The 21,373-nt window shown below is 69.7% G+C and carries 20 protein-coding genes; 9 read left to right on the top strand and 11 right to left on the bottom strand.

Going from position 1 to position 21,373, the window contains the following annotated elements; genetic code table 11:
- Positions 1-9: 9 nt before the first annotated feature.
- Positions 10-1,926: a fumarate reductase/succinate dehydrogenase flavoprotein subunit gene (locus tag B9C99_RS15190; RefSeq protein ID WP_088898447.1), complete on the top strand. Its 1,917-nt coding sequence runs from the start codon at positions 10-12 to the stop codon at positions 1,924-1,926.
- 1 nt (position 1,927) lies between these two features.
- Positions 1,928-2,674, top strand: a complete 747-nt coding sequence (locus B9C99_RS15185) for a succinate dehydrogenase/fumarate reductase iron-sulfur subunit (protein ID WP_016694390.1) — start codon at positions 1,928-1,930, stop codon at positions 2,672-2,674.
- 37 nt (positions 2,675-2,711) lie between these two features.
- On the opposite strand, the gene B9C99_RS15180 is transcribed toward B9C99_RS15185, so the two are convergent.
- Entirely contained in the window at positions 2,712-3,707 is a 996-nt protein-coding gene (locus tag B9C99_RS15180; RefSeq protein WP_088898446.1) for an iron-siderophore ABC transporter substrate-binding protein, read from the bottom strand.
- Positions 3,708-3,818: 111 nt separating this feature from the next.
- Between B9C99_RS15180 and B9C99_RS15175 the strand changes: the two genes are divergently transcribed.
- Positions 3,819-5,423, top strand: coding sequence for an MFS transporter (locus B9C99_RS15175; protein ID WP_172414973.1), 1,605 nt, complete (start codon positions 3,819-3,821; stop codon positions 5,421-5,423).
- 49 nt (positions 5,424-5,472) lie between these two features.
- Here B9C99_RS15175 and B9C99_RS15170 read toward each other — a convergent pair whose 3' ends face one another.
- From B9C99_RS15170 to B9C99_RS15145, 6 genes are all read right to left on the bottom strand, one after another.
- Positions 5,473-6,630, bottom strand: coding sequence for a VWA domain-containing protein (locus B9C99_RS15170; RefSeq protein WP_088898444.1), 1,158 nt, complete (start codon positions 6,628-6,630; stop codon positions 5,473-5,475).
- The gene (locus B9C99_RS15165) at positions 6,627-8,828 is read right to left on the bottom strand and encodes a DUF5682 family protein (protein WP_088898443.1); all 2,202 of its coding nucleotides are present in this window, start codon (positions 8,826-8,828) and stop codon (positions 6,627-6,629) included. Before B9C99_RS15165 ends, B9C99_RS15170 begins: the two co-directional genes overlap by 4 nt.
- A complete protein-coding gene (locus B9C99_RS15160) occupies positions 8,825-9,898 on the bottom strand; it encodes an AAA family ATPase (protein ID WP_088898479.1) in 1,074 nt (357 codons plus the stop codon). Before B9C99_RS15160 ends, B9C99_RS15165 begins: the two co-directional genes overlap by 4 nt.
- A gap of 173 nt (positions 9,899-10,071) precedes the next feature.
- Positions 10,072-11,472: a DUF5691 domain-containing protein gene (locus B9C99_RS15155; protein WP_088898442.1), complete on the bottom strand. Its 1,401-nt coding sequence runs from the start codon at positions 11,470-11,472 to the stop codon at positions 10,072-10,074.
- Positions 11,469-12,758, bottom strand: coding sequence for an SWIM zinc finger family protein (locus B9C99_RS15150; RefSeq protein ID WP_088898441.1), 1,290 nt, complete (start codon positions 12,756-12,758; stop codon positions 11,469-11,471). The genes B9C99_RS15155 and B9C99_RS15150 overlap by 4 nt, the downstream gene beginning before the upstream one ends.
- A gap of 42 nt (positions 12,759-12,800) precedes the next feature.
- Entirely contained in the window at positions 12,801-13,427 is a 627-nt protein-coding gene (locus B9C99_RS15145; RefSeq protein ID WP_088898440.1) for a TetR/AcrR family transcriptional regulator C-terminal domain-containing protein, read from the bottom strand.
- Positions 13,428-13,588: 161 nt separating this feature from the next.
- Between B9C99_RS15145 and bioB the strand changes: the two genes are divergently transcribed.
- Entirely contained in the window at positions 13,589-14,602 is a 1,014-nt protein-coding gene (bioB, locus tag B9C99_RS15140) for a biotin synthase BioB (RefSeq protein WP_088898478.1), read from the top strand.
- On the top strand, positions 14,602-14,802 hold the full coding sequence (locus B9C99_RS26150; RefSeq protein ID WP_088898439.1) for a hypothetical protein: 201 nt from the start codon (positions 14,602-14,604) through the stop codon (positions 14,800-14,802). Before bioB ends, B9C99_RS26150 begins: the two co-directional genes overlap by 1 nt.
- Positions 14,803-14,832: 30 nt before the next feature.
- On the opposite strand, the gene B9C99_RS15130 is transcribed toward B9C99_RS26150, so the two are convergent.
- Genes B9C99_RS15130 through B9C99_RS15120 form a run of 3 tightly spaced genes read right to left on the bottom strand, consistent with a single transcriptional unit; the run spans position 14,833 to position 16,965 of the window.
- Positions 14,833-15,399, bottom strand: a complete 567-nt coding sequence (locus B9C99_RS15130) for a DUF488 family protein (protein WP_088898438.1) — start codon at positions 15,397-15,399, stop codon at positions 14,833-14,835.
- A gap of 16 nt (positions 15,400-15,415) precedes the next feature.
- Positions 15,416-16,063, bottom strand: a complete 648-nt coding sequence (locus tag B9C99_RS15125; RefSeq protein WP_088898437.1) for a maleylpyruvate isomerase family mycothiol-dependent enzyme — start codon at positions 16,061-16,063, stop codon at positions 15,416-15,418.
- A 44-nt stretch (positions 16,064-16,107) separates the two neighbouring features.
- Positions 16,108-16,965 carry an SDR family NAD(P)-dependent oxidoreductase gene (locus B9C99_RS15120; RefSeq protein ID WP_088898436.1) on the bottom strand — a complete coding sequence of 286 codons (858 nt, stop codon included), beginning with the start codon at positions 16,963-16,965 and terminating at the stop codon, positions 16,108-16,110.
- A gap of 153 nt (positions 16,966-17,118) precedes the next feature.
- On the opposite strand from B9C99_RS15120, the gene B9C99_RS15115 reads away from it, so the two are divergent.
- Together B9C99_RS15115 and B9C99_RS25895 are read left to right on the top strand one after the other, a co-directional pair.
- Entirely contained in the window at positions 17,119-17,748 is a 630-nt protein-coding gene (locus B9C99_RS15115) for a TetR/AcrR family transcriptional regulator (protein ID WP_088898477.1), read from the top strand.
- A gap of 75 nt (positions 17,749-17,823) precedes the next feature.
- Complete coding sequence (locus B9C99_RS25895) at positions 17,824-17,964, top strand: hypothetical protein (protein ID WP_016696004.1); 141 nt, start codon at positions 17,824-17,826, stop codon at positions 17,962-17,964.
- Positions 17,965-17,979: 15 nt separating this feature from the next.
- On the opposite strand, the gene B9C99_RS15110 is transcribed toward B9C99_RS25895, so the two are convergent.
- Positions 17,980-18,690 (bottom strand): NUDIX domain-containing protein, encoded by a 711-nt coding sequence (locus tag B9C99_RS15110; protein ID WP_088898435.1) that lies wholly within the window; start codon positions 18,688-18,690, stop codon positions 17,980-17,982.
- An 82-nt stretch (positions 18,691-18,772) separates the two neighbouring features.
- On the opposite strand from B9C99_RS15110, the gene nadA reads away from it, so the two are divergent.
- Positions 18,773-19,804 (top strand): quinolinate synthase NadA, encoded by a 1,032-nt coding sequence (nadA, locus tag B9C99_RS15105; protein WP_019289717.1) that lies wholly within the window; start codon positions 18,773-18,775, stop codon positions 19,802-19,804.
- Complete coding sequence (locus tag B9C99_RS15100) at positions 19,801-21,372, top strand: L-aspartate oxidase (protein WP_088898434.1); 1,572 nt, start codon at positions 19,801-19,803, stop codon at positions 21,370-21,372. The genes nadA and B9C99_RS15100 overlap by 4 nt, the downstream gene beginning before the upstream one ends.
- Position 21,373: the final 1 nt, after the last annotated feature.

The following is a 21,373-nucleotide window of genomic DNA, read 5'->3' as shown; positions in this document are numbered from 1 at the left end:
GGAACACGGATGGTGGATGTCGAACGGCACAAGGTCGACGTCGTCGTGATCGGAGCAGGCGGCGCCGGGCTGCGCGCGGTGATCGAGGCGCGGCAGCGCGGCTTCTCCGTTGCCGTGGTGTGCAAGTCCCTGTTCGGCAAGGCCCACACCGTGATGGCCGAAGGCGGATGCGCCGCCGCGATGGGCAACGCCAACCCCCGCGACTCCTGGCAGGTGCACTTCCAGGACACGATGCGTGGCGGCAAGTTCCTCAACAACTGGCGGATGGCCGAACTGCACGCCCGCGAGGCCCCCGACCGCGTGTGGGAGCTGGAGACCTACGGAGCACTGTTCGACCGCACCCCCGACGGACGGATCAGCCAGCGCAACTTCGGCGGCCACACCTATCCGCGACTTGCGCACGTCGGTGATCGCACCGGACTCGAACTCATCCGCACGATGCAGCAGAAGATCGTGTCGCTGCAGCAGGAGGACCACGCCCAGCACGGGGACTACGAGGCCAGGGTGCGGGTCTTCGCCGAATGCACCATCACCGAACTGCTGAAGGATGCGGAGGGACGCATCGCCGGCGCATTCGGATACTGGCGCGAGACCGGACGATTCGTGCTGTTCGAGGCGCCCGCGGTCGTCATCGCCACCGGCGGTATCGGCAAGTCGTGGAAGGTCACGTCGAACTCGTGGGAGTACACGGGCGACGGGCACGCCCTCGCTCTGCGCGCCGGCGCCACCCTCATCAACATGGAGTTCGTCCAGTTCCACCCGACGGGGATGATCTGGCCGCCGAGTGTGAAGGGCATCCTCGTCACCGAGGGTGTGCGCGGCGACGGCGGAGTGCTGAAGAACTCCGAGGGGGAGCGGTTCATGTTCTCCTACATCCCGCCGGTGTTCAAAGGCCAGTACGCGGAGACCGAGGAGGAGGCCGACCGCTGGTACGAGGACCAGGAGAACAATCGCCGCACACCCGACCTGCTCCCGCGCGACGAGGTCGCCCGCGCCATCAACTCCGAGGTCAAGGAGGGTCGGGGCACCCCGCACGGCGGAGTCTTCCTCGACATCGCCTCGCGGATGCCGGCCTCCGAGATCATGCGCCGCCTGCCGTCGATGCACCACCAGTTCAAGGAACTCGCCGACGTCGACATCACCGCCGAGGCCATGGAGGTCGGCCCGACCTGCCACTACGTGATGGGCGGCATCGAAGTCGATCCCGACACCGGCGCCGCCGCGGTCCCGGGACTGTTCGCCGCCGGGGAATGTTCCGGTGGCATGCACGGATCGAACCGGCTGGGCGGGAATTCGCTGTCCGATCTGCTGGTCTTCGGTCGCCGGGCAGGTCTCGGCGCCGCCGACTACGTGCAGGGACTCACGTCGCGGCCGACCGTCGCCGACGCCGACATCGACGCCGCCGCCCGCGCGGCGCTCTCGCCCTTCGATCCGGCCGACGCCGATCGCGCCGAGAACCCCTACACCCTGCACACCGATCTGCAGCAGGTCATGCAGGATCTCGTGGGCATCATCCGCCGCGCGGACGAGATCGAACGCGCCCTGCGCGAACTCGACACGCTGCGCACCCGGATCCGCAACGTCGCGGTGGAGGGACACCGCCAGTTCAACCCGGGCTGGCATCTCGCCCTGGACCTGCGGAACATGCTCCTCGTGTGCGAGTGCGTCGCGCGGGCGGCATTGCAGCGCACCGAGAGCCGCGGGGGACACACCCGCGACGACCATCCGTCGATGGACCCCGAATGGCGTCGCACCCTGCTCGCCTGTCGCCTGGACGGCGGCGACCCGTTCGTCCCCGACGTGACGGTCACCGCCGAACAGCAGCAACCGATGCGCCCCGACCTGCTGGAGCTGTTCGACATCGACGAACTCGGGAAGTACTACACCGACGAGGAACTCGCGGACCATCCCGGACGGAGGGGTTGAGATGGGCTACCAGGCGGCGTTCAGGATCTGGCGGGGCGACGCCGACGGCGGGGAACTGCGGGACTACACCGTCGAGGTCAACGAGGGCGAGGTCGTCCTCGACATCCTGCACCGCCTGCAGGCCACCCAGGCACCGGATCTCGCCGTGCGCTGGAACTGCAAGGCGGGCAAGTGCGGATCGTGTTCGGCGGAGGTCGACGGCCGCCCGCGCCTGACGTGCATGACCCGCATGTCGCTGTTCGATCCCGACGCGACGATCACCGTGACCCCGATGCGCACCTTCCCGATCATCCGCGATCTCGTCACCGACGTCTCGTTCAACTACCGGAAGGCACGCGAGATACCGGCCTTCGCGCCGCCTCCCGATCTGGCGCCGGGGGAGTACCGGATGCAGCAGGTCGATGTGCAGCGCTCCCAGGAGTTCCGCAAGTGCATCGAATGCTATCTGTGCCAGAACGTCTGCCACGTGGTGCGCGACCACGAGGAGAACAAGGAGGCCTTCGCCGGTCCCCGCTATCTCATGCGCATCGCGGAACTCGAGATGCACCCGCTCGACGTCGCCGACCGGCGCGACGTCGCGCAGGACGAGCACGGCCTGGGCATGTGCAATATCACCAAGTGCTGCACCGAGGTGTGCCCGGAGAACATCCACATCACCGACAACGCGCTGATCCCGATGAAGGAACGCGTCGCCGGCCGCCGCTACGACCCGATCGTCTGGCTCGGCAACAAGCTGTTCCGGCGCTGAGCAAAAAGCAGGGACCGGACCGGACGCAGGAACCGGCTCAGTTCACGCGTTCGGCCACCAGCGGAACCAGCTCGTCGAGCGCGAACGGAACCGACAGCACCGAGTTCGTCGAGAACGCCGCAGAGATATCGGAATCGCTGTCGAGCACGAGGAACCGGCCGTCGCGCACCGCCGGGATCTGCTGGAAGACGGGGTTGTCGGTCACCTCGGCGGCCGGCACGTAGATCGGCAGCACGATCAGCAGGTCGGCATCGAGCATGTTCAGGTTCTCGTCGGAGACGGTGATGAAGAAATCGTCCGTCGCCGCGGCCTGCACCTGCGGATTGTTCACGAAGCCGAGCTCGGTCATGAAGTCGACGCGCGAGTCGCCGACGACGTAGGCGCCCCACCCCTCCGACGTGTAGGAGGCGACGGTGACGGTCTTGCCCGCGAACTCCGGGTTGTCGGCGGCGGCCTGCTCGAAGTCCGCATCGATCTGCGACAGCAGCTCGGCGCCCTTGTCCGGGACACCGAGAGCCGCTGCCACGGAGGTCACCTGGTCGTCGAGCGACGTCAGATAGGCGTCGCTGCCTTCCGGTCCGGCGACGGTGGGGGCGATCCCCGACAGCGTCTCGTAGCGGGCCGGCTCACCGGAACTCTTGGTGTCGAGGATCAGATCGGGCTCCTGCGCCGCGAGCATCTCGAAGGACGGCTCGATCGTGCCGATGAGCTCCGGCGGCGAGTCGTACAGCCCCTGCGCCCACGGCCCCACGCCGTCGCCGCCGAAGGCGAGCCAGTCGCTCGCCGCCACCGGCTGAACGCCGAGGGCCAGTGCAGTTTCGGCGTCGCCCCAGCCCAGAGCCGCGACGCGTTCGGGGGCGGATTCGATGGTGACCTCCCCGAACTTCGTGTCGACGGTGACGGGGAAGGCGCCGTCGGCCGGCGCCGAACCGGAGTCGGACTCCGTGTCGGACGACCCGCACGCGGTCAGCGCGATCGCGGTGGCCGTGAACAGAGCGGCGGAACGGAGCAACGCAGCGGATCGGCGTGTCATGACGGGCCTCGAGTCTGTCGATCAACAAGTGAGGCGATCCTAACCCGGTGGGTGACCGAAGGTGAAAACCCGCCGGAAACCGCGCAGGGCAGCCGCTCGAGCGCGCACTATGTGTCCGTGACCCCACCTGACGACGGTCGGCCGGCACGCGCGAAGCCGGTGCTGGCCTCGCTGATCCTCGTCGCCGCCGTGGCGAACCTGAACCTCGCCGTCGCGAACGTGGCACTGCCCGAGATCGGGAAGGCGTTCGACGCGAGCCAGACCCAGCTCAACCTCGTCGCCGTGGGTTATTCCGTCGGCCTCGCCGCGTCGGTGCTCTACCTCGGTGCCGTCGGCGACCGTTACGGACGCAAGACGATGCTGCTGCTCGGCATGGCGTTGTCGGTTCCGGCCTCGGCGGTCGCCGGGTTCGCGCCGAGCACCGAGGTGCTGTTCGCGGCGCGGGTGCTCGGCGGTGTCTCCGCCGGTCTGGCGTTCCCCACCACCTTGGCCCTGATCACCGCACTGTGGTCGGGCGCAGCCCGCACGCGCGCGATCGCATTGTGGTCGTCGATCGGCGGTGGCCTGACCGCGCTCGGCCCGCTCGTCGCCGGCACCCTGCTCGAACAGTTCTTCTGGGGTTCGGTCTTCCTGGTGACGATCCCGCTCGCGCTGATCGCTTTCGCCCTGACCTGGATGTTCGTGCCGAGCCACGTCAACGAGTCGACCGATCCGGTCGATCATCTCGGCGGCGTGGTCTCGATCGTGTTGGTCGGCTCGCTCGTCCTCGGCATCAACTTCGTGCCCGTCGACGGGATGGAGACCATCGCGGTGTCCGCTCTCGTGATCGCTCTCGTCGCGGTGGTCCTCTTCGTCATGCGCCAGCTGCGCGCGGCGAATCCCCTGTTCGACCTGCGGGTCGCCCGGCGTCGCGTGTTCTGGGTCGCGGCCGTCGCGGGCATCATCGTGTTCGGCACCCTGATGGGCACGATGTACATCAGTCAGCAGTACCTGCAGAACGTGCTCGGTTACTCGACGCTCGCGGCCGGATCGGCGGCGCTGCCCGCAGCATTCGTGATGGTGCTGGTGGCGCCGCAATCGGCGAAACTCGTCGGGTCGCGCGGCTCCCGCTTCACGCTGCTGTCCGGTTACATGGCGATCGTGGCCGGGCTCGTCGTCGCACTGATGCTGTGGGACGAGGACGCGCACTACTGGGTGGTCGCCCTGAGCTTCGTGTGCCTCGGAGCCGGTGTCGGTCTCGCCGGTACCCCGGCCTCGCATTCGCTCACCGGCTCGGTGCCGGTCGCCCGTGCCGGGATGGCCTCCGGCACGGCCGATCTGCAACGCGATCTCGGTGGCGCGATCGTCCAGTCGATCCTCGGCGCACTTCTCACGGCCGGGTACTCGGCCTCGCTCGCCGCGACGATCGCGGCGAGTCCGCAGGCCGCGGCGGTCGACGAGCAGACCGAGACCGCACTGGAGAAGTCGTTCGCCGGTGCGGTCGGGATCGCCGAACACTATCCGCAGTACGCGCCGCAGATCATCGAGGCCGCCCGGTCGGCCTTCCTCGACGGCGACACCCGCGCCTACACGGCCGCGATTGCGATCGTGCTGGTCGGAGCGGCCCTGGTGGCCCTCGCGTTCCCGTCCCGCGCCACCGAGATCGCGCTGCTCGAGCGGTACGCCGAGGAGGACGGCGACGTCACGGTCGGCTCCCCTGGGGAACCGGCCCACTGAACCCCGGATCGCCGCACCGTCATCGCCACCCCGTACGGGTCTCCGGCGTTCACCCGGACTGCGACCAGCGTCCGACGTCACCCCGCTCGAGCGCGACGGCGAGCAGTTCCGGGAACCGGTCGGGCGTGCACGCGAAGGCGGGAACCCCGAGTTCGGCGAGCGCCGCAGCGTTGTCGCGGTCGAAGGACGGCGCCCCGTCGTCGGACAGCGCCAGCAACACCACGACCTGCACACCCGCGGCGAGCATCTCCCGGATGCGCGAGAGCATCTCGGCGCGGATGCCGCCCTCGTACAGATCCGAGATGAGCACGAACAGCGAATCGGCCGGGCGCGTGATGAGCGACCTGCTGTAGGCGATCGCCCGATTGATGTCGGTGCCGCCGCCGAGCTGGGTGCCGAACAGCACGTCCACCGGATCGGCGAGCTTGTCGGTCAGATCCACCACCGCGGTGTCGAAGACGACCAGCGAGGTCCGCAGTGCCCGCATCGACGCCAGGACCGCCGCGAACACCGACGCGTAGACCACGCTCGACGCCATCGACCCGGACTGGTCCACCGCGAGCACCACGTCGCGCTTCACCGCCTGGGAGCGGCGCCCGTAGCCCACCAGCTTCTCGGGCACCACCGTGCGATGCTCCGGCAGGTAGTGGGCCAGGTTCGCGCGGATCGTGCGATCCCAGTCGATGTCGCGCAGTTTCGGATTCGACGTCCGCGACGACCGGTCGAGCGCACCCGTGACGGCGGTGCGGGTGTGCTGCGCGATGCGAGCCTCGATCTCGCGCACGACCTTCTCGACGACCGTCCGTGCCGTCGCCTTGGTGGTCTCCGGCATCACGCGGTTCAGGCTCAGCAACGTGCCCACGAGGTGCACGTCCGGTTCGACGGCCCCGAGCATCTCGGGTTCGAGGAGCAGCCGGGTCAACCCGAGCCGATCCACGGCGTCGCGCTGCATCACCTGGACGACGGATGTCGGGAAGTAGGTGCGGATGTCGCCGAGCCAGCGCGCCACCCGGGGTGCGGATGCGCCGAGACCTGCGGTGCGCGGTGCCGTGCCGTCGCCGGGCGCGCTGTCGTACAGCGCGGCGAGCGCGGCGTCCATCGCATTGTCGTCGGCCGAGGACAGGGATCCTGTGGAGTCCTCCGCGGCCTCGCCGAGTGCGAGCCGCCAGCGGCGCAGGCGTTCGGTGTCGCCGGATTCGGTTGTCATGCAGACACTCCCAGGATCGACGCGGTGGCGGTCAGGGCGATCCGGCCGCGATCCACGGCCGGCGGTGCCTCCGTGCGGCGGGTGCGTTCGCCTCGCACCGTCTGCCCGAGCAGGCGTCGCTCACCGAAGGCGAACGACCCGAAGGTGCGTCGGAGGACGGGCAGGACGTCGACGAAATCGTCGTCGGTGAGGCCGCTGATCCATTCGTCGACGAGGTCGAACAGTGCGCTGTCGTGGACGAGCAGGAGCCCGCCCCCGCCGAGGAAACCGTCGATCCAGCGCGCCTTCGCGGGTGCGGGTGACCCCACCGACAACGCTCGCGCGACCCGCACGGCCGCGTCGTGTTCGCCGAGTCGGCCGGTGTCGCGCAGCATCCGGGTGGTGCGGCCGACGAGCAGCCCGTCGACGTCGTCGCGCTCACTCACCGACGTCAGTGTGTCGAGCCATCGACCGGTCGCGCTCGGGTCCTCGCGCAGTGCGAGAGCGAGGTGCACATCGTCGATCGCGGTGCGCAGCGCATCGGCGGCGTCGTGGTCGAGGCCGGTGACCGCCGCCGGGAGACCGGCGCACACCCGCGCGAGGAGGGCGTCGCAGACGTGTTCCAGGGAGGACAGATCGGTGCCTCGCACATCGCCGTACCGGACGGTGCGCACGAGGGTCGGCAGTGCGCTCATCAGGTGCAGCACATCGTGATCGAGAGCGGCCGCCGCATCGATCGCCGTCACCAGCGACGGGATCGTGGTCCGCAGGTCGGCGAGCAACGCCCGTTCGAGGAGTTCGGTGAGGTCGGCGAGCGCGATCCCGGAGCGTGCGGCACGGTCGCCCACCGTGGCACCCGCCGCGGATTCCACCGTCGTGCCCCACCGGGACGCCTCGACGATCGCCACCGACAACTCGGGTTCCCACCGCAGCGTCCAGGTCTCGCGGAACGTGCCGGTCGAGCGCACCTCGCTCTCCGTGGGCGTGCCCCAGTCGATCCCGAGCAGCGCCAGGCGGTGCAGCAGTCGCGACCGCGCGACGTCGATCTCGCGGCGCAGGTCCAGATCGAGGTTCTTCGCTTCGGCGGACCGCTTGAGACGCAACGACTTCGCATTCCGCTGCAGGTCGGTGTCGAGCGGGACGGTGGGGGTGTCCTCGGAGACCGAACCGAGTGCCTCGCCGACGACGAGCCGCCGTGTGACGAGGTCGAGCAGGACGTCGTCGCCGTCGCACAGCACCGATCGGGTCGCCTCGACGACCTCGTCGAGTCCGGCCACCGCGCGACCGCGCAGTGCCGCGAGCGTGTCGGCGAGGCGCGTCGCCTCGATGACGTGGGCGCTCGAGACGGGCAGATCCTCCTTGCGCAGGACACGGGCAACGCGGGTGAACCAGCGTGCGGTCGTGTCCGTGGGCTGTGTGAACAGGTGGTGGTACCAGCCTGGCGAGGTGATGCCGGCGCCGTAGCCCGACGACAGCGACAACCGGGAGTGGCTCCACGGCACCCACGTGAGAGTGGTCTTGACCTTGGGCATGCCCTTGAGCAGACGCGCGTCGGGGGCGGCCGGTCCGAGTCGGCCGGTCAGTGCGGGCGCGTGCATCGCCCCGCACACCACGGCGATCGCGCGGGCCCCGGCCTTGACCGTCGCGCGCAGCACCTGCCGCATGTGCGCCTCGCGTCGCGCGGTGTGGTCGTCGATCCCGACATCTTCGCGCAGCGCCCGCATCGCGTCGGTGATCTCGTCGAAGGCCTGTGCGGTGCCGTGCTCGACCACCGCATCCCACCACTGCTCGAAATCGGCGTAGCCGCCGGCGCGGGCGAGCATGCCGAGCAGATCGTCGGTCGCGCGGTCGCCGACCTCGCGTTCGGCGGCGAGCGACATCGCCGCCGGAAGATCGCAGAACCGCACGTCGGCGTCGTGCAGGTACGCCCACCGCAGGGCCTGCCACTCGGGCGAGAAGGCCGCGAACGGCCAGAACGCGGCCTGCGCCGGTTCGTCGCGGGCGTAGGCCAGCAATGCGACCGGCGGAACCATGTCGTCGGCCGCGGCGAGCGCGAGCACCGGATCGGCGTCCGACGGACCCTCGATGAGGACGGTGTCGGGTTCGAACTCCGCGAGTGCCTGCAGGACCGCGCGCGCCGAACCCGGCCCGTGGTGCCGGATTCCGAAGACCCGGATCTCCGCGGGCGCAGCCGCGCGGTCGAAGAGAACGTCGGTCACCCGGTGATCTCCCGGCACGCCCGGTAGAAATCGGTCCAGTCGCCGCGTTCCCGGACGACGGCCTCGAGATATTCGTTCCAGACCACGCGATCGGAGACGGGGTCCTTGACCACCGATCCGAGGATTCCGGCCGCGACGTCGGAGGGCCGCAGCACCCCGTCGCCGAAGTGCGCTGACAGGGCCAGACCGCCCGTGACCACCGAGATCGCCTCGGCGGTGGACAACGTGCCCGACGGGGACTTCAGCTTGGTCCGGCCATCGGTCGTGACACCGCTGCGCAGCTCCCGGAACACCGTGACGACGCGGCGGATCTCCTCCGCGGCCGCGGGCACGGCCGGCAGTTCGAGTGCGGCGCCGAGTTGTTCGACGCGGCGGGTGACGATCGAGACCTCGTCCTCCTCGCTCGCCGGCAACGGCAACACGACGGTGTTGAACCGTCGACGCAGCGCGGACGACAGGTCGTTGACCCCGCGGTCGCGGTCGTTGGCGGTGGCAATGACGTTGAACCCCTTCGTCGCCTGCACCTCGATGCCGAGTTCGGGGACGGGAAGCGTCTTTTCCGACAGGATGGTGATCAGCGCGTCCTGCACGTCGGCGGGGATGCGGGTGAGTTCCTCGATACGGGCCACGGCGCCGTCGCGCATCGCGGTCATGACCGGGGAGGCGACCAGCGCGGCGGCGCTCGGCCCTTCGGCGAGCAGCCGCGCGTAGTTCCAGCCGTACCGCACCGACTCTTCGGTCGTGCCCGCCGTTCCCTGTACGAGCCGGGTCGACGAACCGCTGATCGCGGCGGCGAGATGCTCCGACACCCAGGTCTTCGCGGTACCCGGCACACCGAGCAGCAGCAGTGCCCGGTCGGTTGCCAGGGTCGCGACGGCGACCTCCATCAATCGGCGCGGGCCGACGTACTTCGGGGTGATGACGGTGCCGTCGGACAGTTCGCCGCCGAGCAGGTAGGTCACCACGGCCCACGGCGACAGCTGCCACGACGGCGGGCGCGGCCGGTCGTCGAGTCGCGCGAGTGCTGCGAGTTCGTCCGCGTACTGCTGTTCGGCGTGCGGGCGAAGCAGGTCGGTGCCGGACCCGGCAGTGTCGGATACGTCCGGCCCGGCAGTGTCGGATACGTCGGGCCCGCCGGTGTCGGATGCGCCGGATTCGTCGGGCCCGCCGGTCTCGAACGTGCCGGTATCGGACGCCTCGGCCTCATCGGTGCCGACAACTGCGGGGGTCGACTCGAAGTCGGTCAACTCAGCTCCTCGTGGATCGTCTTGCGGAGGGTCAGGGTGTCGGCTGCGCTCGCGAACAGGTGCAGGCGACCGAGATCGTCGGTGCGGTTCGCGGCGTCGGCCAGCAGGTCGGCCAACTCGAAGGGTGCCCGGTGGGCGAGCAACGTCAGCACGTCGCGCACCACGCGGGTGGTCGTCAGCTTCGTGTACAGCGCGGTGAGCACCTTCTCGGCGACATCGCGCGGCCACGGCGCCGGGAGCGCGGCGAGCAGCGTGTCGTCGAGAACCGCGGACGGCGACACATCGCGCAGGTGCGTGAGCAGGATGTCGCGGGGCACGACCTGCGCGACCGCCGCGTCGACGGTGCCGTCGCGTCGTAGCAACGCCGCAGCCCAGTCGCCGTCGCGCTGCCGGACCGCCGCGCGGCCCCACCCCTCCGTCAGTGCCGTGAGGACGGTGTCGTCGACATCGAACTCCGGTAGCACCGTGTCTCCGGCGTGCTCGCGCCACATCGGCAGCGGAGCCGCCGCGACCGCCGCCACCAGCAGATCGCGGGCCGGATCGTCGACGAGACCGTCGCGGAGTGCGCCCTCGTCCGGCCGGTCGGGAACAGCGAGCGTGACGGTCGAGCCGTCGACGAGCAACCACTGCCGCACCCGCTCGGCCATGCGCCGCGCGAACGTGGAGTCCGGCAGGCGGGGGAGAAGGTCGAGTGCCACGGCACGGACCTTGCGGCTGCGGTCGTCGAGGGCGCGTTCGAGCAGGTCTTCGTCGTGCGGACCGAGACCGACCGCGAGCAGGGCGACGAGCTCGGCCCGCTGGGCCGCGGTCTGCGCACCCCACGACGCCGCGAGTGTCGCCGTCGCCGCGGCCGGGTCGTGCGCGCGTAGCGCCTCGAACCATCGGCGTAGCCGGGCGGGCGGACCGGCGTGCCAGGGCGTGTCGTCGAGCGGGTCGGGCGGCAGCAGATCGGCCCATTCCGGGTTGCGCGCTGCCACCCAGCGTCCGCGGGAACCGGTGAGCGCGACCAGCCGGTCGCGGTGCACCGCGTCGGTGGTCGCGACCGTCAGCAGGTCGACCACGATGTCGTGCGACGCGCGGAATCGGGCCGCCACCTCGAACCACTCGTCGAGCAGCGGGGAGCGGACGGCGAGCAGCGCGCGCAGGCGTTCGGCAGCCGCGCCGGGGAGGACGGGACGGTCGTCGTCCGGGGCCGGCGACGGCAGTTCGCGGACCACGGGCACGGTCGCGGCGGTGAGGAAGGTCGTCTCCAGTGCGGCGGCGGCGAGCAGCGTCGCGGCGGGGTCTCCGGCGAGTTCGCCCGCAGCGTCGGCCGTGTGCAGCGCGTCGAGCTCCGGCGCGGAGCGTGCCGTGCCGAGAAGTGCTGCGGTCGTAAGCGATTCGGGCAGGGCGGTCACCAGGTCATCACCTGTCCTTCGGTGAACAGTGAGACGGGAGCGAGAGCGGTTCCGTCCCAGTCGCCGCAGACCGTGACGGGACGACCTCCCGCGACGGCGTGCAGCCGCCAGCGGCTGTCGTCGTCACCGGCCAGCGGCAGTGCCCGTCCGGACGGGTCGACGACGTACCAGCCGTCCTCGCTGTCGGTGGGGGTGACCGCGTCGAGCAGGACGGGCCAGGTGCGCAACCACGGATCTGCTCCGCGCATGCGGGCGTATTCGTCCAGCGCAGCGTCGAGTCCGGTGGCGGGCAGGGTCGTGAACGGCTCCGTCTCCCCGTGCTGTCGGCCGAGCACGGCTCGCAGTGGGGCCGCGCCGGGGTAGAAGTGCAGATCGGCGTCGACCAGCGAACCGGGGAAGGGGAGCGGCGTGGTGAAACGTGCTGTGCCGTGAGCGAAGTCGAGCAGGATCGCCCAGCGTCCGCTCGACCGCCCCCGAAGCCACGTCTTGCGGGTGAACATCCGGCTCTCCTCGGTGACGCGCACGGCGAGGACCTGCCAGCGGTCGCGCACAGCCGGTTCGGCGCGGACCTCCTCGCTACGGGTGCTGAAACCGAGATGGGTCTGCAGCGAACGCAGGAGCGGCCTCGGCAGATCGTCGCGCTGTCGGTACGCCACGGTCATCAGGTGCAGGCGCGCGTACTCGGCGAGCAGCCTGGCAGGCCAATCGGTTTCGTCGTTCACGACGGTGGCCAGGGTGCGCAGTGCCGACGCCGCGCCGGGAGCCTGGGCGTCGACCATGCGGGCGGCGATCGTCTCGTAGGTGTCGTAGCCGTGATCCACCGCCCCGAGGCCGTGCCGGATGCGGTCGGTCAGCCAGCGGTCGAGGTCGTCGAGTCCTGCCGCGACCCGCTCGGCGCGGCGCTGGGCGGTCACCGGATCGGGCGCCTTGACCGGCTCGTCCACCGGGGCGGGAAGTGTGGTGGACGCGACGCGGGCGGCGAGCCATCCGGTGACGAAGTCGGGTGCCTGCGCGGCCGGCACGGCACCCTCGGACCAGCGCACGAGCAGTGACAGGGCGTGCTTGCAGGGCAGTTTCCGGCTCGGGCACGTGCACGTGTAGGCGGGAGCGCTCGGGTCGATCGCCGTGCGGTACGGCGTGGTGCCGCGTCCGCGGCACAGTCCCCACAGGGCGGTGATGTCGTGACCGGTCTCGAGCCATGCGGAGGCGACGCCGCGCGCAGCCGTCATCGAGGACGGATCGGGCGCGACGGCGTTGATCTGCTGGAGGGTCCAGGGGGCGGTCACGAGCGTCGAAGGTACGAGGCGGGTCCGACAGGAACGGTGGGATCAGGATGTCGCACGGGTCTCCAGACGTGCGCGGATGCCGTCGACGAACAACCGCAGACCGAATTCGAACCGGACGGCGGGGTCGCCGTCGAGCAGGTCGTCGTCGGCCTCGGCCGGCTGCTCGGTCGCGACCTCGGGGGACAGCGGTGCGCGCGTGAGCGCGCCGAGTTCCTCGAGCTGCGCGCGGGACTGCTCGTCGACGGTGTGGCCGAGCACGTAGTGCAACAGCGCGTAGCCGGTGAGTTCGGCGTACGCCCGCGACAGACCCGCGCGTTCCGCGGTGCCGACGAAGGCGTCGCGGGCCGACGAGGTGGTCAGCCGGGAGGCGTAGCTCGAGGCGACGAGTTCGGCGCCGTCGCGGTGGGCGAGCAGTGCGGCACGGAAACGGTGCGCGAGCTCTGAAAGGGCCTCGTCCCAGGCGTCGCTCGCGGGCGGTTCGTCGACACCGTCGAGGATGCGGTCGGCCATGGCGCCGAGCAGGGTCTGCTTGTTCGGGAAGTGCCAGTACAACGCGCCGGGCTGGACGCCGAGCGACGACGCGAGCTTGCGCATCGTCAGGTCGCCGAGCCCGTACTCGTCGAGGATCGCCATGGCGCCGTCGAGGACGTCGCCGCGTCGCAACTGCACTGCTTCTTCGCTCCCGCTTCTCCTGCTGCCCGCGGCGGTACCACGCCACGGGGGATCCGAACCGAAGGATTCGTGCCTTTGACACTATCGGACGCTTCGACCTAACCTGAACGCTGTTCAATTGAACGATGTTCAAGTTCTCGCCACCCCAGGAGACGGCAGTGACCCAGGCGCCCGCCCGCACCGACATCCTCGAAATCGCTCGCGACCAGGTGCTCGGTCGCGGAATCGGCTTCGACCGTGACCAGACCCTCGAGGTCCTGCAGCTGCCGGACGACCGCATCGACGACCTGCTGGCGGTCGCCCACGACGTGCGCATGGCATGGTGCGGACCGGAGGTCGAGGTCGAGGGGATCATCAGCCTCAAGACCGGCGGCTGCCCCGAGGACTGCCACTTCTGCTCGCAGTCCGGCCTGTTCGCCTCGCCGGTGCGTGCCGCCCGGCTCGACATCCCGTCGCTCGTCGAGGCCGCGAAGCAGACCGCCAAGACCGGAGCCACCGAGTTCTGCATCGTCGCGGCCGTACGCGGACCCGACGAGCGCCTCCTCTCGCAGGTCGCGGCCGGTATCGAGGCGATCCGCAACGAGGTCGACATCCAGATCGCGTGCTCGCTCGGCATGCTCACCCAGGACCAGGTCGACCGGCTCGTCGCGATGGGCGTGCACCGCTACAACCACAACCTCGAGACCGCCCGCTCGCACTTCCCGAAGGTCGTCACCACCCACACCTGGGAGGAGCGCTTCGAGACGCTGCGCATGGTCCGCGAGGCAGGTATGGAGGTGTGCTGCGGAGGCATCCTCGGGATGGGTGAAACCGTCGAGCAGCGAGCCGAATTCGCAGCCGACCTCGCGGCGCTCGAGCCCGACGAGGTGCCGCTCAACTTCCTCAACCCGCGCCCCGGCACCCCTTTCGGTGACCTCGAGGTGCTGCCCGCCACCGAGGCGCTCAAGGCCGTGGCGGCCTTCCGATTGGCGTTGCCGCGCACCATCCTCCGGTTCGCCGGCGGCCGCGAGATCACGCTCGGCGATCTCGGCGCACAAAAGGGGATCCTCGGCGGGATCAACGCCGTCATCGTCGGCAACTACCTCACCACGCTCGGCCGACCGGCGGAGACCGACCTCGATCTGCTCGGCGAACTGAAGATGCCGATCAAGGCCCTCGGCGAGACGATCTGATGTTCGATCCGTTCACCGGCGAAGCGATCGTCGACGGGGCGGTCCGGACCCATTCCGCAGCAGTGCAACTCGGACTCGAACCGCCACGGTTCTGCGCTCGGTGCGGTCGGCGGATGATCGTCCAGATCGCGCCGGACGGGTGGTGGGCACGGTGTTCGCGCCACGGGACCGTCGATTCGGTGATGAGCGAACAGCGCTGAGCACCGACCCGATTCGACGGCCGACGGGTTCTACCCATCGTCGTCGGGATCGCCCGGATAGGTCACGACCCCGTCGGAATCCACCGACGGCGTCGCGCCCCACTGTCCCAGCTCGTGCTGTCGAGGCTTCGCGTTGTTGACGAGATGCACGACGGTCCATCCCCGTGCGGCGAGGATGTTCGCGATCAACAGTCGGTGACAGCGCCACGGCATCGGCTCACCGCACATGATCGCGACGTGCCGGTGCTCGGCCAGTTCGGTGAGGCGCTCCAATCCGGCCTCGAAGTCGTCGGTGAGGGTGTAATCGGCGTAGTTCTTGAAACTCGCGTTCTTCCAGCCCGCGTTGAGGGCCGGATCGATACCCTTCTGTTTCGGCCGCCTGCCACCGAGTTCGGTGAGGTGCAGATAGCCGATCCCGGCACTGTCGAGCCAGGACGGCATCTCGTCGGCGTCGAACTGCGGGCTGCGGCGCGAACCGGGCATCTTCCGTACGTCGACGACGAGTTCGATGTCGGCCGAGGTCAGCGTGTCGAGCAGGACGGACTGCGGACACGTCCAGTGGCCGATGGTCCACAGGACGCGGGAGTCGGCACTCATGGCACCCATCGTCCCATCACGCGGGCGCCACCCGTCGGCGTAGTTCCTCGGCGCCGTCGCCCTCCAACCGGGACAACCCCGCACGACGGCCGGCGAGCAGCAACAGGATCGCGGAGATCGGTCCCCGCACCTCGGGTCCGGAACCGGAGGACCACTCGGTATCGGTTGCACTGAAACGGAATCCGTCGAGCGGGACGTCGGCGAAGACCCGGGCCTTGCCGGTGCCGCGGGTGGACCACATCCGAGTGGCGCCGGCCGCGGCGGCATCCGGTGGCATCGGCAGGTCGCGCTGCAGCGGTACCGCGATGTCCTGGCCGTGGACGAGCAGATCGATCATGGCCTCGAGCGGGGTGATGCCCACGTTGTGCCGCCGGGAGCCGATCATTCCCCGAAGGTCCGCGATCAACTCCTGTGTCGGTCGCCGGGCACGGTCGCGAGAGGACTCGCGGATGATCGTGTTGACCCCGCCGCGATGACGCACGACCATGCGGACGAAATCGACCACGGTGAGCTGCTGCAGCGTGAGGTGCGCGGCGACGTCGCGCACGGTCCAGCCCTCGCACAGCGACGGCCGACGCCACTCGTCGTCGGTCAGTTGTTCCAGCAGGTCGGCGGTTCGTGCGCGCTGCTCGTCGATCGTGTTCCAGATGTCGTCGACGTTCATGGGATCACCTGACCTGGGTCCGCCGGACACGCGATCCGCTCATTCTAGATCGCGGATCGCTCCCCACCCACGGATTCCGGCGCCGGTACGGCATCCTCCGCGGCACGGCTCACCGACTCCCACTCGAGCCAGATGTCGATCTTCTCCCGGGTGGCGGCGACGGCCGCATCCAGCACGGCGTTGCCCAGGACGATGCGTCGCGGCGGTCGGTCGGCATCGACGACCTCGAGGAGTGCCCGCGCGGCCAGGGTGGGGTGGCTGTCGATGCTCGTGGACGCGCTCTGCTCCTCGATCTCGGCTCGCAGTGAGTCGTAGTCCGATTGCGGAGTGCTCACCGTCATGGTGGTGTAGAGATCGGTCCAGTAGCCGCCCGGCTCGACGATCGTGACGTCGATGCCGAAATGCGCGGCCTCGACGGCCAGTGCTTCACTGAGTCCTTCGAGGGCGAACTTGCTCGCGCTGTACAGCCCTGTGCCGGCCCCGCTCAGTACGCCCCCGATGCTCGAGAGCTGCACGAGATGCCCGCGTCCTCGGCTCCGGAAGGCCGCCATGGCGGCCTGGCTGACCCACATCGCTCCGAAGAAGTTCGTCTCGAACTGTGCACGCGCCTGCTCCTCGGTGAACTCCTCGACGAATCCGTAGGTCATGGTGCCCGCGTTGTCGACGACGATGTCGAGGTCTCCGAAATGTTCGCGTGCCCTGTCGAAAGCGGCGAACACCGCCGTGCGGTCGGTGACGTCGGCCGGGAGTCGGAGGAGACGCTCCGGATCCCGGGGGAGATCGGCCGATTCGATCGATCGTGAGACGGCCACGACGTTGTCACCTCTCGACAGCGCGGCACGGACGAACTCCCTGCCCAGGCCGCGGCTCGCGCCGGTGATCAACCAGGTGCGGGGACGCACGCCGGGGGTGACGGAGGATGGGATTGTCGGTTGGGTCTTCAATGGACACCTCCTGGATGAGACGAGACGGTCCGTCTCGTTCATTCGAGAATGATCCACGGAGGACTGTCTGTCAAGACGCAACGTCTCGTCTCGGTGCGGTATCGTCGTCTCATGCCCGCACGCCCCGAAACCGGACACTCCCGGCGGAACCCTGCCTCGCGGAAAGCGATCCTCGATGCCGCTTTCGAACTGGTCGCCGAGGTCGGCTACTCGAAACTCGGTATCGAGGCGATCGCCGCCCGGGCCGGCGTGGGGAAGCAGACGATCTATCGCTGGTGGCCGTCGAAGGGAGCTGTGCTCCTCGATGCGTACCTGGCGCGCACGCAGGGCGACGCCGGGGACGAGGCCGCACTACCCGACAGCGGCGACCTGCGCGCGGACCTCATCGCGGTGCTGCAGGCCACCGTGGCGGAGCTGCGTGATCCGACGTTCGCCGTCCCGCTGCGCGCGTTGACCGTGGCGGTACTCGAAGACCCCGAACTCGCAGCGGAATACGAACACCGGCTCGACACACCGATGCGGGAGATGAAGAAGGCCCGACTCCGGGCCGCGCAGAATGCGGGGCAACTGCCGGACGACCTCGATCTCGATGTCGCCGTGGACTTGCTGTTCGCACCGGTCGCCCAGAAGTGGTCGGCCACGGGCGAACCCCCGTCGGACGACTACGTCCGCACGCTGGTCGAGACTGTCCTCGACGGCCTGACGCGCTCGGCCGAGGGCGTTCGGTCCGCGAGCATGTAACGCGCGACTCCTCGTGTCCGACACACACATCGGAATCGCATGACGATCTGTGCACGACGAACGGGGAGGGGCGGCATGGGTTCGGTCGACATTCTGGAATGGATCAGCGAGGGCTATCTGGCAGGCGATCCGCTGCGCTCGGCGCTGTTCGTCGGGTCGGCCTTCCTGACGATGCCGCTGCAGTTGCTCGAGGTCATCATGGGTCGACCCTTCTGACCTCCTCGGGGACGTTCACACCGGCGGTCGCAGGGCGGCGAATTCGTCCGTCACGCGCAGCCGGGAATCGGTGAAGCGGTAGAGCGCCGGGGGGCGGCCTCCCGCTTTTCCGGACGGTGCGGTGTTGCCGGTGCGGGTGAGTACGTTCCGGCGCGCCAGCACTCTTTGAAGATTGGTAGCGTCCACCTCGTATCCCAGTGCAGCGCAATAGATGTCGCGCAGAGTCGACATGGAGAACTCCGCCGGCGCGAGGCCGAACGCGATGTTCGTGTACGACAGCTTCGCGGCCAGGCGTGCATGGGCGTTCGCCACCATGACCCCGTGGTCGAAGGACATCTCGGGAAGGTCCGAGACCGGATGCCAGGCCGTATCGGCCGGCAGCTGGGGATCCGAGGTCAGGGGGATCAGGCCGAGATAGGTCGCCGCGATCGTGCGTGGACCCGGCACCCGATCCGGGTCGGAGAAGACCGACAGCTGTTCGAGATGCGCGACCTTGCGGACGTCGACCTTCTCCGCGAGTTGCCGCCTCGCCGACGTCGTGAGGTCCTCGTCGTTGCGTAGCTGCCCGCCGGGGAGCGACCACGTGCCGACCTGCGGATCGAGGGCCCGTTGCCACAGCAGCACCCCGAGTTCGGGTTCTTCGCGGAGGGTTCCCGAGGTGTCCGGAAAGCGGCGAACCTGGAACACGGCGATGAGCACTTCGTGACGGGTGTTACCATGTGGCATGTTTTCGATCCTAAGTCGAAAACCTCGAACACGGCAATTCCGGTACAACCCGCCGGGATGACACCCTCGAAGGAGCTAGGCCATGACCACGACCGAGTGGGCGGGAGCCGCCACCATCGTCGACGGCCCCGGCGGATACACGGGCGTCGAGGCGACGCCGGAATGGGCCGAGGAGGTCCGTCGGCTGGCCCGTGAGCGCAACGCCACGCTGCTCGCGCACAACTACCAGCTTCCCGCGATCCAGGACGTCGCCGACCACGTCGGCGACTCGCTCGCGCTCTCGCGTATCGCCGCCGAGGCCGAGGAGGACACCATCGTCTTCTGCGGCGTGCACTTCATGGCCGAGACCGCGAAGATCCTCAGCCCGAACAAGACGGTGCTCATCCCCGACGAGCGCGCCGGCTGCTCGCTCGCCGATTCGATCACCGCCGACCAGCTGCGCGAGTGGAAGGCCGACCACCCCGACGCCGTGGTCGTCTCGTACGTCAACACGACCGCCGAGGTCAAAGGCCTGACCGACATCTGCTGCACCTCGTCGAACGCCGTCGACGTCGTCGCGTCCATCGACCCCGACCGTGAGGTGCTGTTCCTGCCCGACCAGTTCCTCGGCGCCCACGTCAAGCGCGTGACCGGCCGCGAGAACATGCACATCTGGGCGGGGGAGTGCCACGTGCACGCCGGTATCAACGGCGACGAGCTCGCCGCGCAGGCCAAGGCGCACCCCGACGCCGACCTGTTCGTCCACCCCGAGTGCGGCTGCGCCACCTCGGCGCTCTACCTCGCCGGGGAGGGCTTCGTGCCCGACGACAAGGTCAGAATCCTGTCCACCGGCGGCATGATCGACGCGGCCCGGGAGACCGGCGCGAAGCAGGTCCTCGTCGCCACCGAGGTCGGCATGCTGCACCAGCTCCGCAAGGCCGCGCCCGGCATCGACTTCCAGGCGGTCAACGACCGGGCGTCGTGCCCCTACATGAAGATGATCACGCCCGCCGCGCTGCTGCGCTGCCTGCAGGAGGGACGCGACGAGGTCCACGTCGCAGCCGACGTCGCCGAGCGGGCCCGCCTGTCGGTGCAGCGCATGATCGCCATCGGCAACCCGGGCAGCGGCGAGTGACCACCGCCATCACGGTCGCGTGGGAGGACCACGCCGACCTGGTGGTCGTCGGAGGTGGCGTCGCCGGTCTCACGGCCGCGCGCGCGGCCTCCCGGCGCGGCGCACGGGTGCTCACGGTGAGCAAGGGGGGGCCCACCGACACGGCCACCCAGTACGCCCAGGGCGGCATCGCCGTGGTGGCGCCGGTGGGCGACAGCGTCGACGCCCACGTCGCCGACACCCTCGCCGCGGGCGGAGGACTGTGCGACGAGGACGCGGTGCGCTCGATCGTCACCGCCGGCCCCGACGCCGTCACCGCCCTGCGTGACCTCGGAGCGGTGTTCGACACCGCCGGAGACGGCGACATCGCCCGCACCCGCGAGGGTGGGCACAGTACCCGCCGCATCATCCACGCCGGTGGCGACGCGACCGGCGCCGAGGTTCAGCGAGTCCTCGGCGCGGCGGGTCTGCCCGTCCTGTTCGGCGCCGCTGCCGCCCGGATCCTCACCGATGCGCGGGGCGTCACCGGACTGCTCGTCCTCGACGAGCGCGGGTTCGGCGTCGTCCACACCCCGGCCGTGTTGCTCGCGACCGGTGGCCTCGGGCAGCTGTACGCGTGCAGCACGAATCCGCCCGGCGCCACGGCCGACGGCATCGCGCTGGCCCTGGCCGCCGGCGCCGGTGTCGCCGACCTCGAATTCGTCCAGTTCCACCCGACCGTGCTGTTCGCGGAAGGCGGCACCGGACGTCGGCCGCTCATCAGCGAAGCGGTGCGCGGGGAGGGAGCACGACTGGTCGACTCCCGCGGCCGATCGATCACCGAGGGTGTGCATCCGCTCGGCGACCTCGCACCCCGCGACGTCGTCTCGCGGGCCATCGCCGAGCGACTCACTGCACTCGGTGAGGATCACGTGTACCTCGACGCCCGCCACCTCGACGGCTTCGCCACGCGTTTTCCGACCATCACGGCGATGTGTGCCGACGCCGGTCTCGATCCGGCCCGTGATCTGCTGCCGGTTGCTCCCGCCGCGCACTATTCGTGCGGCGGTGTCGTCACCGATGTGCACGGCCGCACCCGCATCCCCGGTCTGTACGCGGCAGGTGAGGTGGCACGTACCGGCCTGCACGGCGCGAACCGGCTCGCCTCCAACAGTCTTCTCGAAGGGCTCGTCCTCGGCGAGCGCGCGGGGACGGCCGCGGCGATCGAACGGGCCGGAACGCGTGTCGGGACGGACGGCATTCCCGCCGTCGCCTCGACCGTCTGTGATCGGACGGTGCTGCAGCAGCTCATGACCCGGCACGCGCTGGTCGTGCGCGACGCGGACGGACTGGCCGCTGCCGCAGTCGAACTCGGCAGGATGAGCGTCGTCGCAACCTGTACCGACGCCGATCGGCTCGAGGACTCGGCCCTCACCGTCACCGCGCGGGCCCTGCTGCTCGCGGCGCAGCGCCGCACCGAATCGCGGGGATGCCACACCCGCAGCGACCGTCCGGACACCGACCCGACGCAGGCACGCAGCCTCGAACTGCGCATCGACGACGACGGCGAGTTGTCCTTCACCACCCCGGAACTGACAGGAGTCAACTGAG

The sequence above is a fragment of the Rhodococcus sp. BUPNP1 genome (assembly GCF_002215235.1).
Classification (GTDB): domain Bacteria; phylum Actinomycetota; class Actinomycetes; order Mycobacteriales; family Mycobacteriaceae; genus Rhodococcus.
Note: the sequence above shows the minus strand (reverse complement) of the source record. Positions and strands in the feature narration are given on the sequence as shown.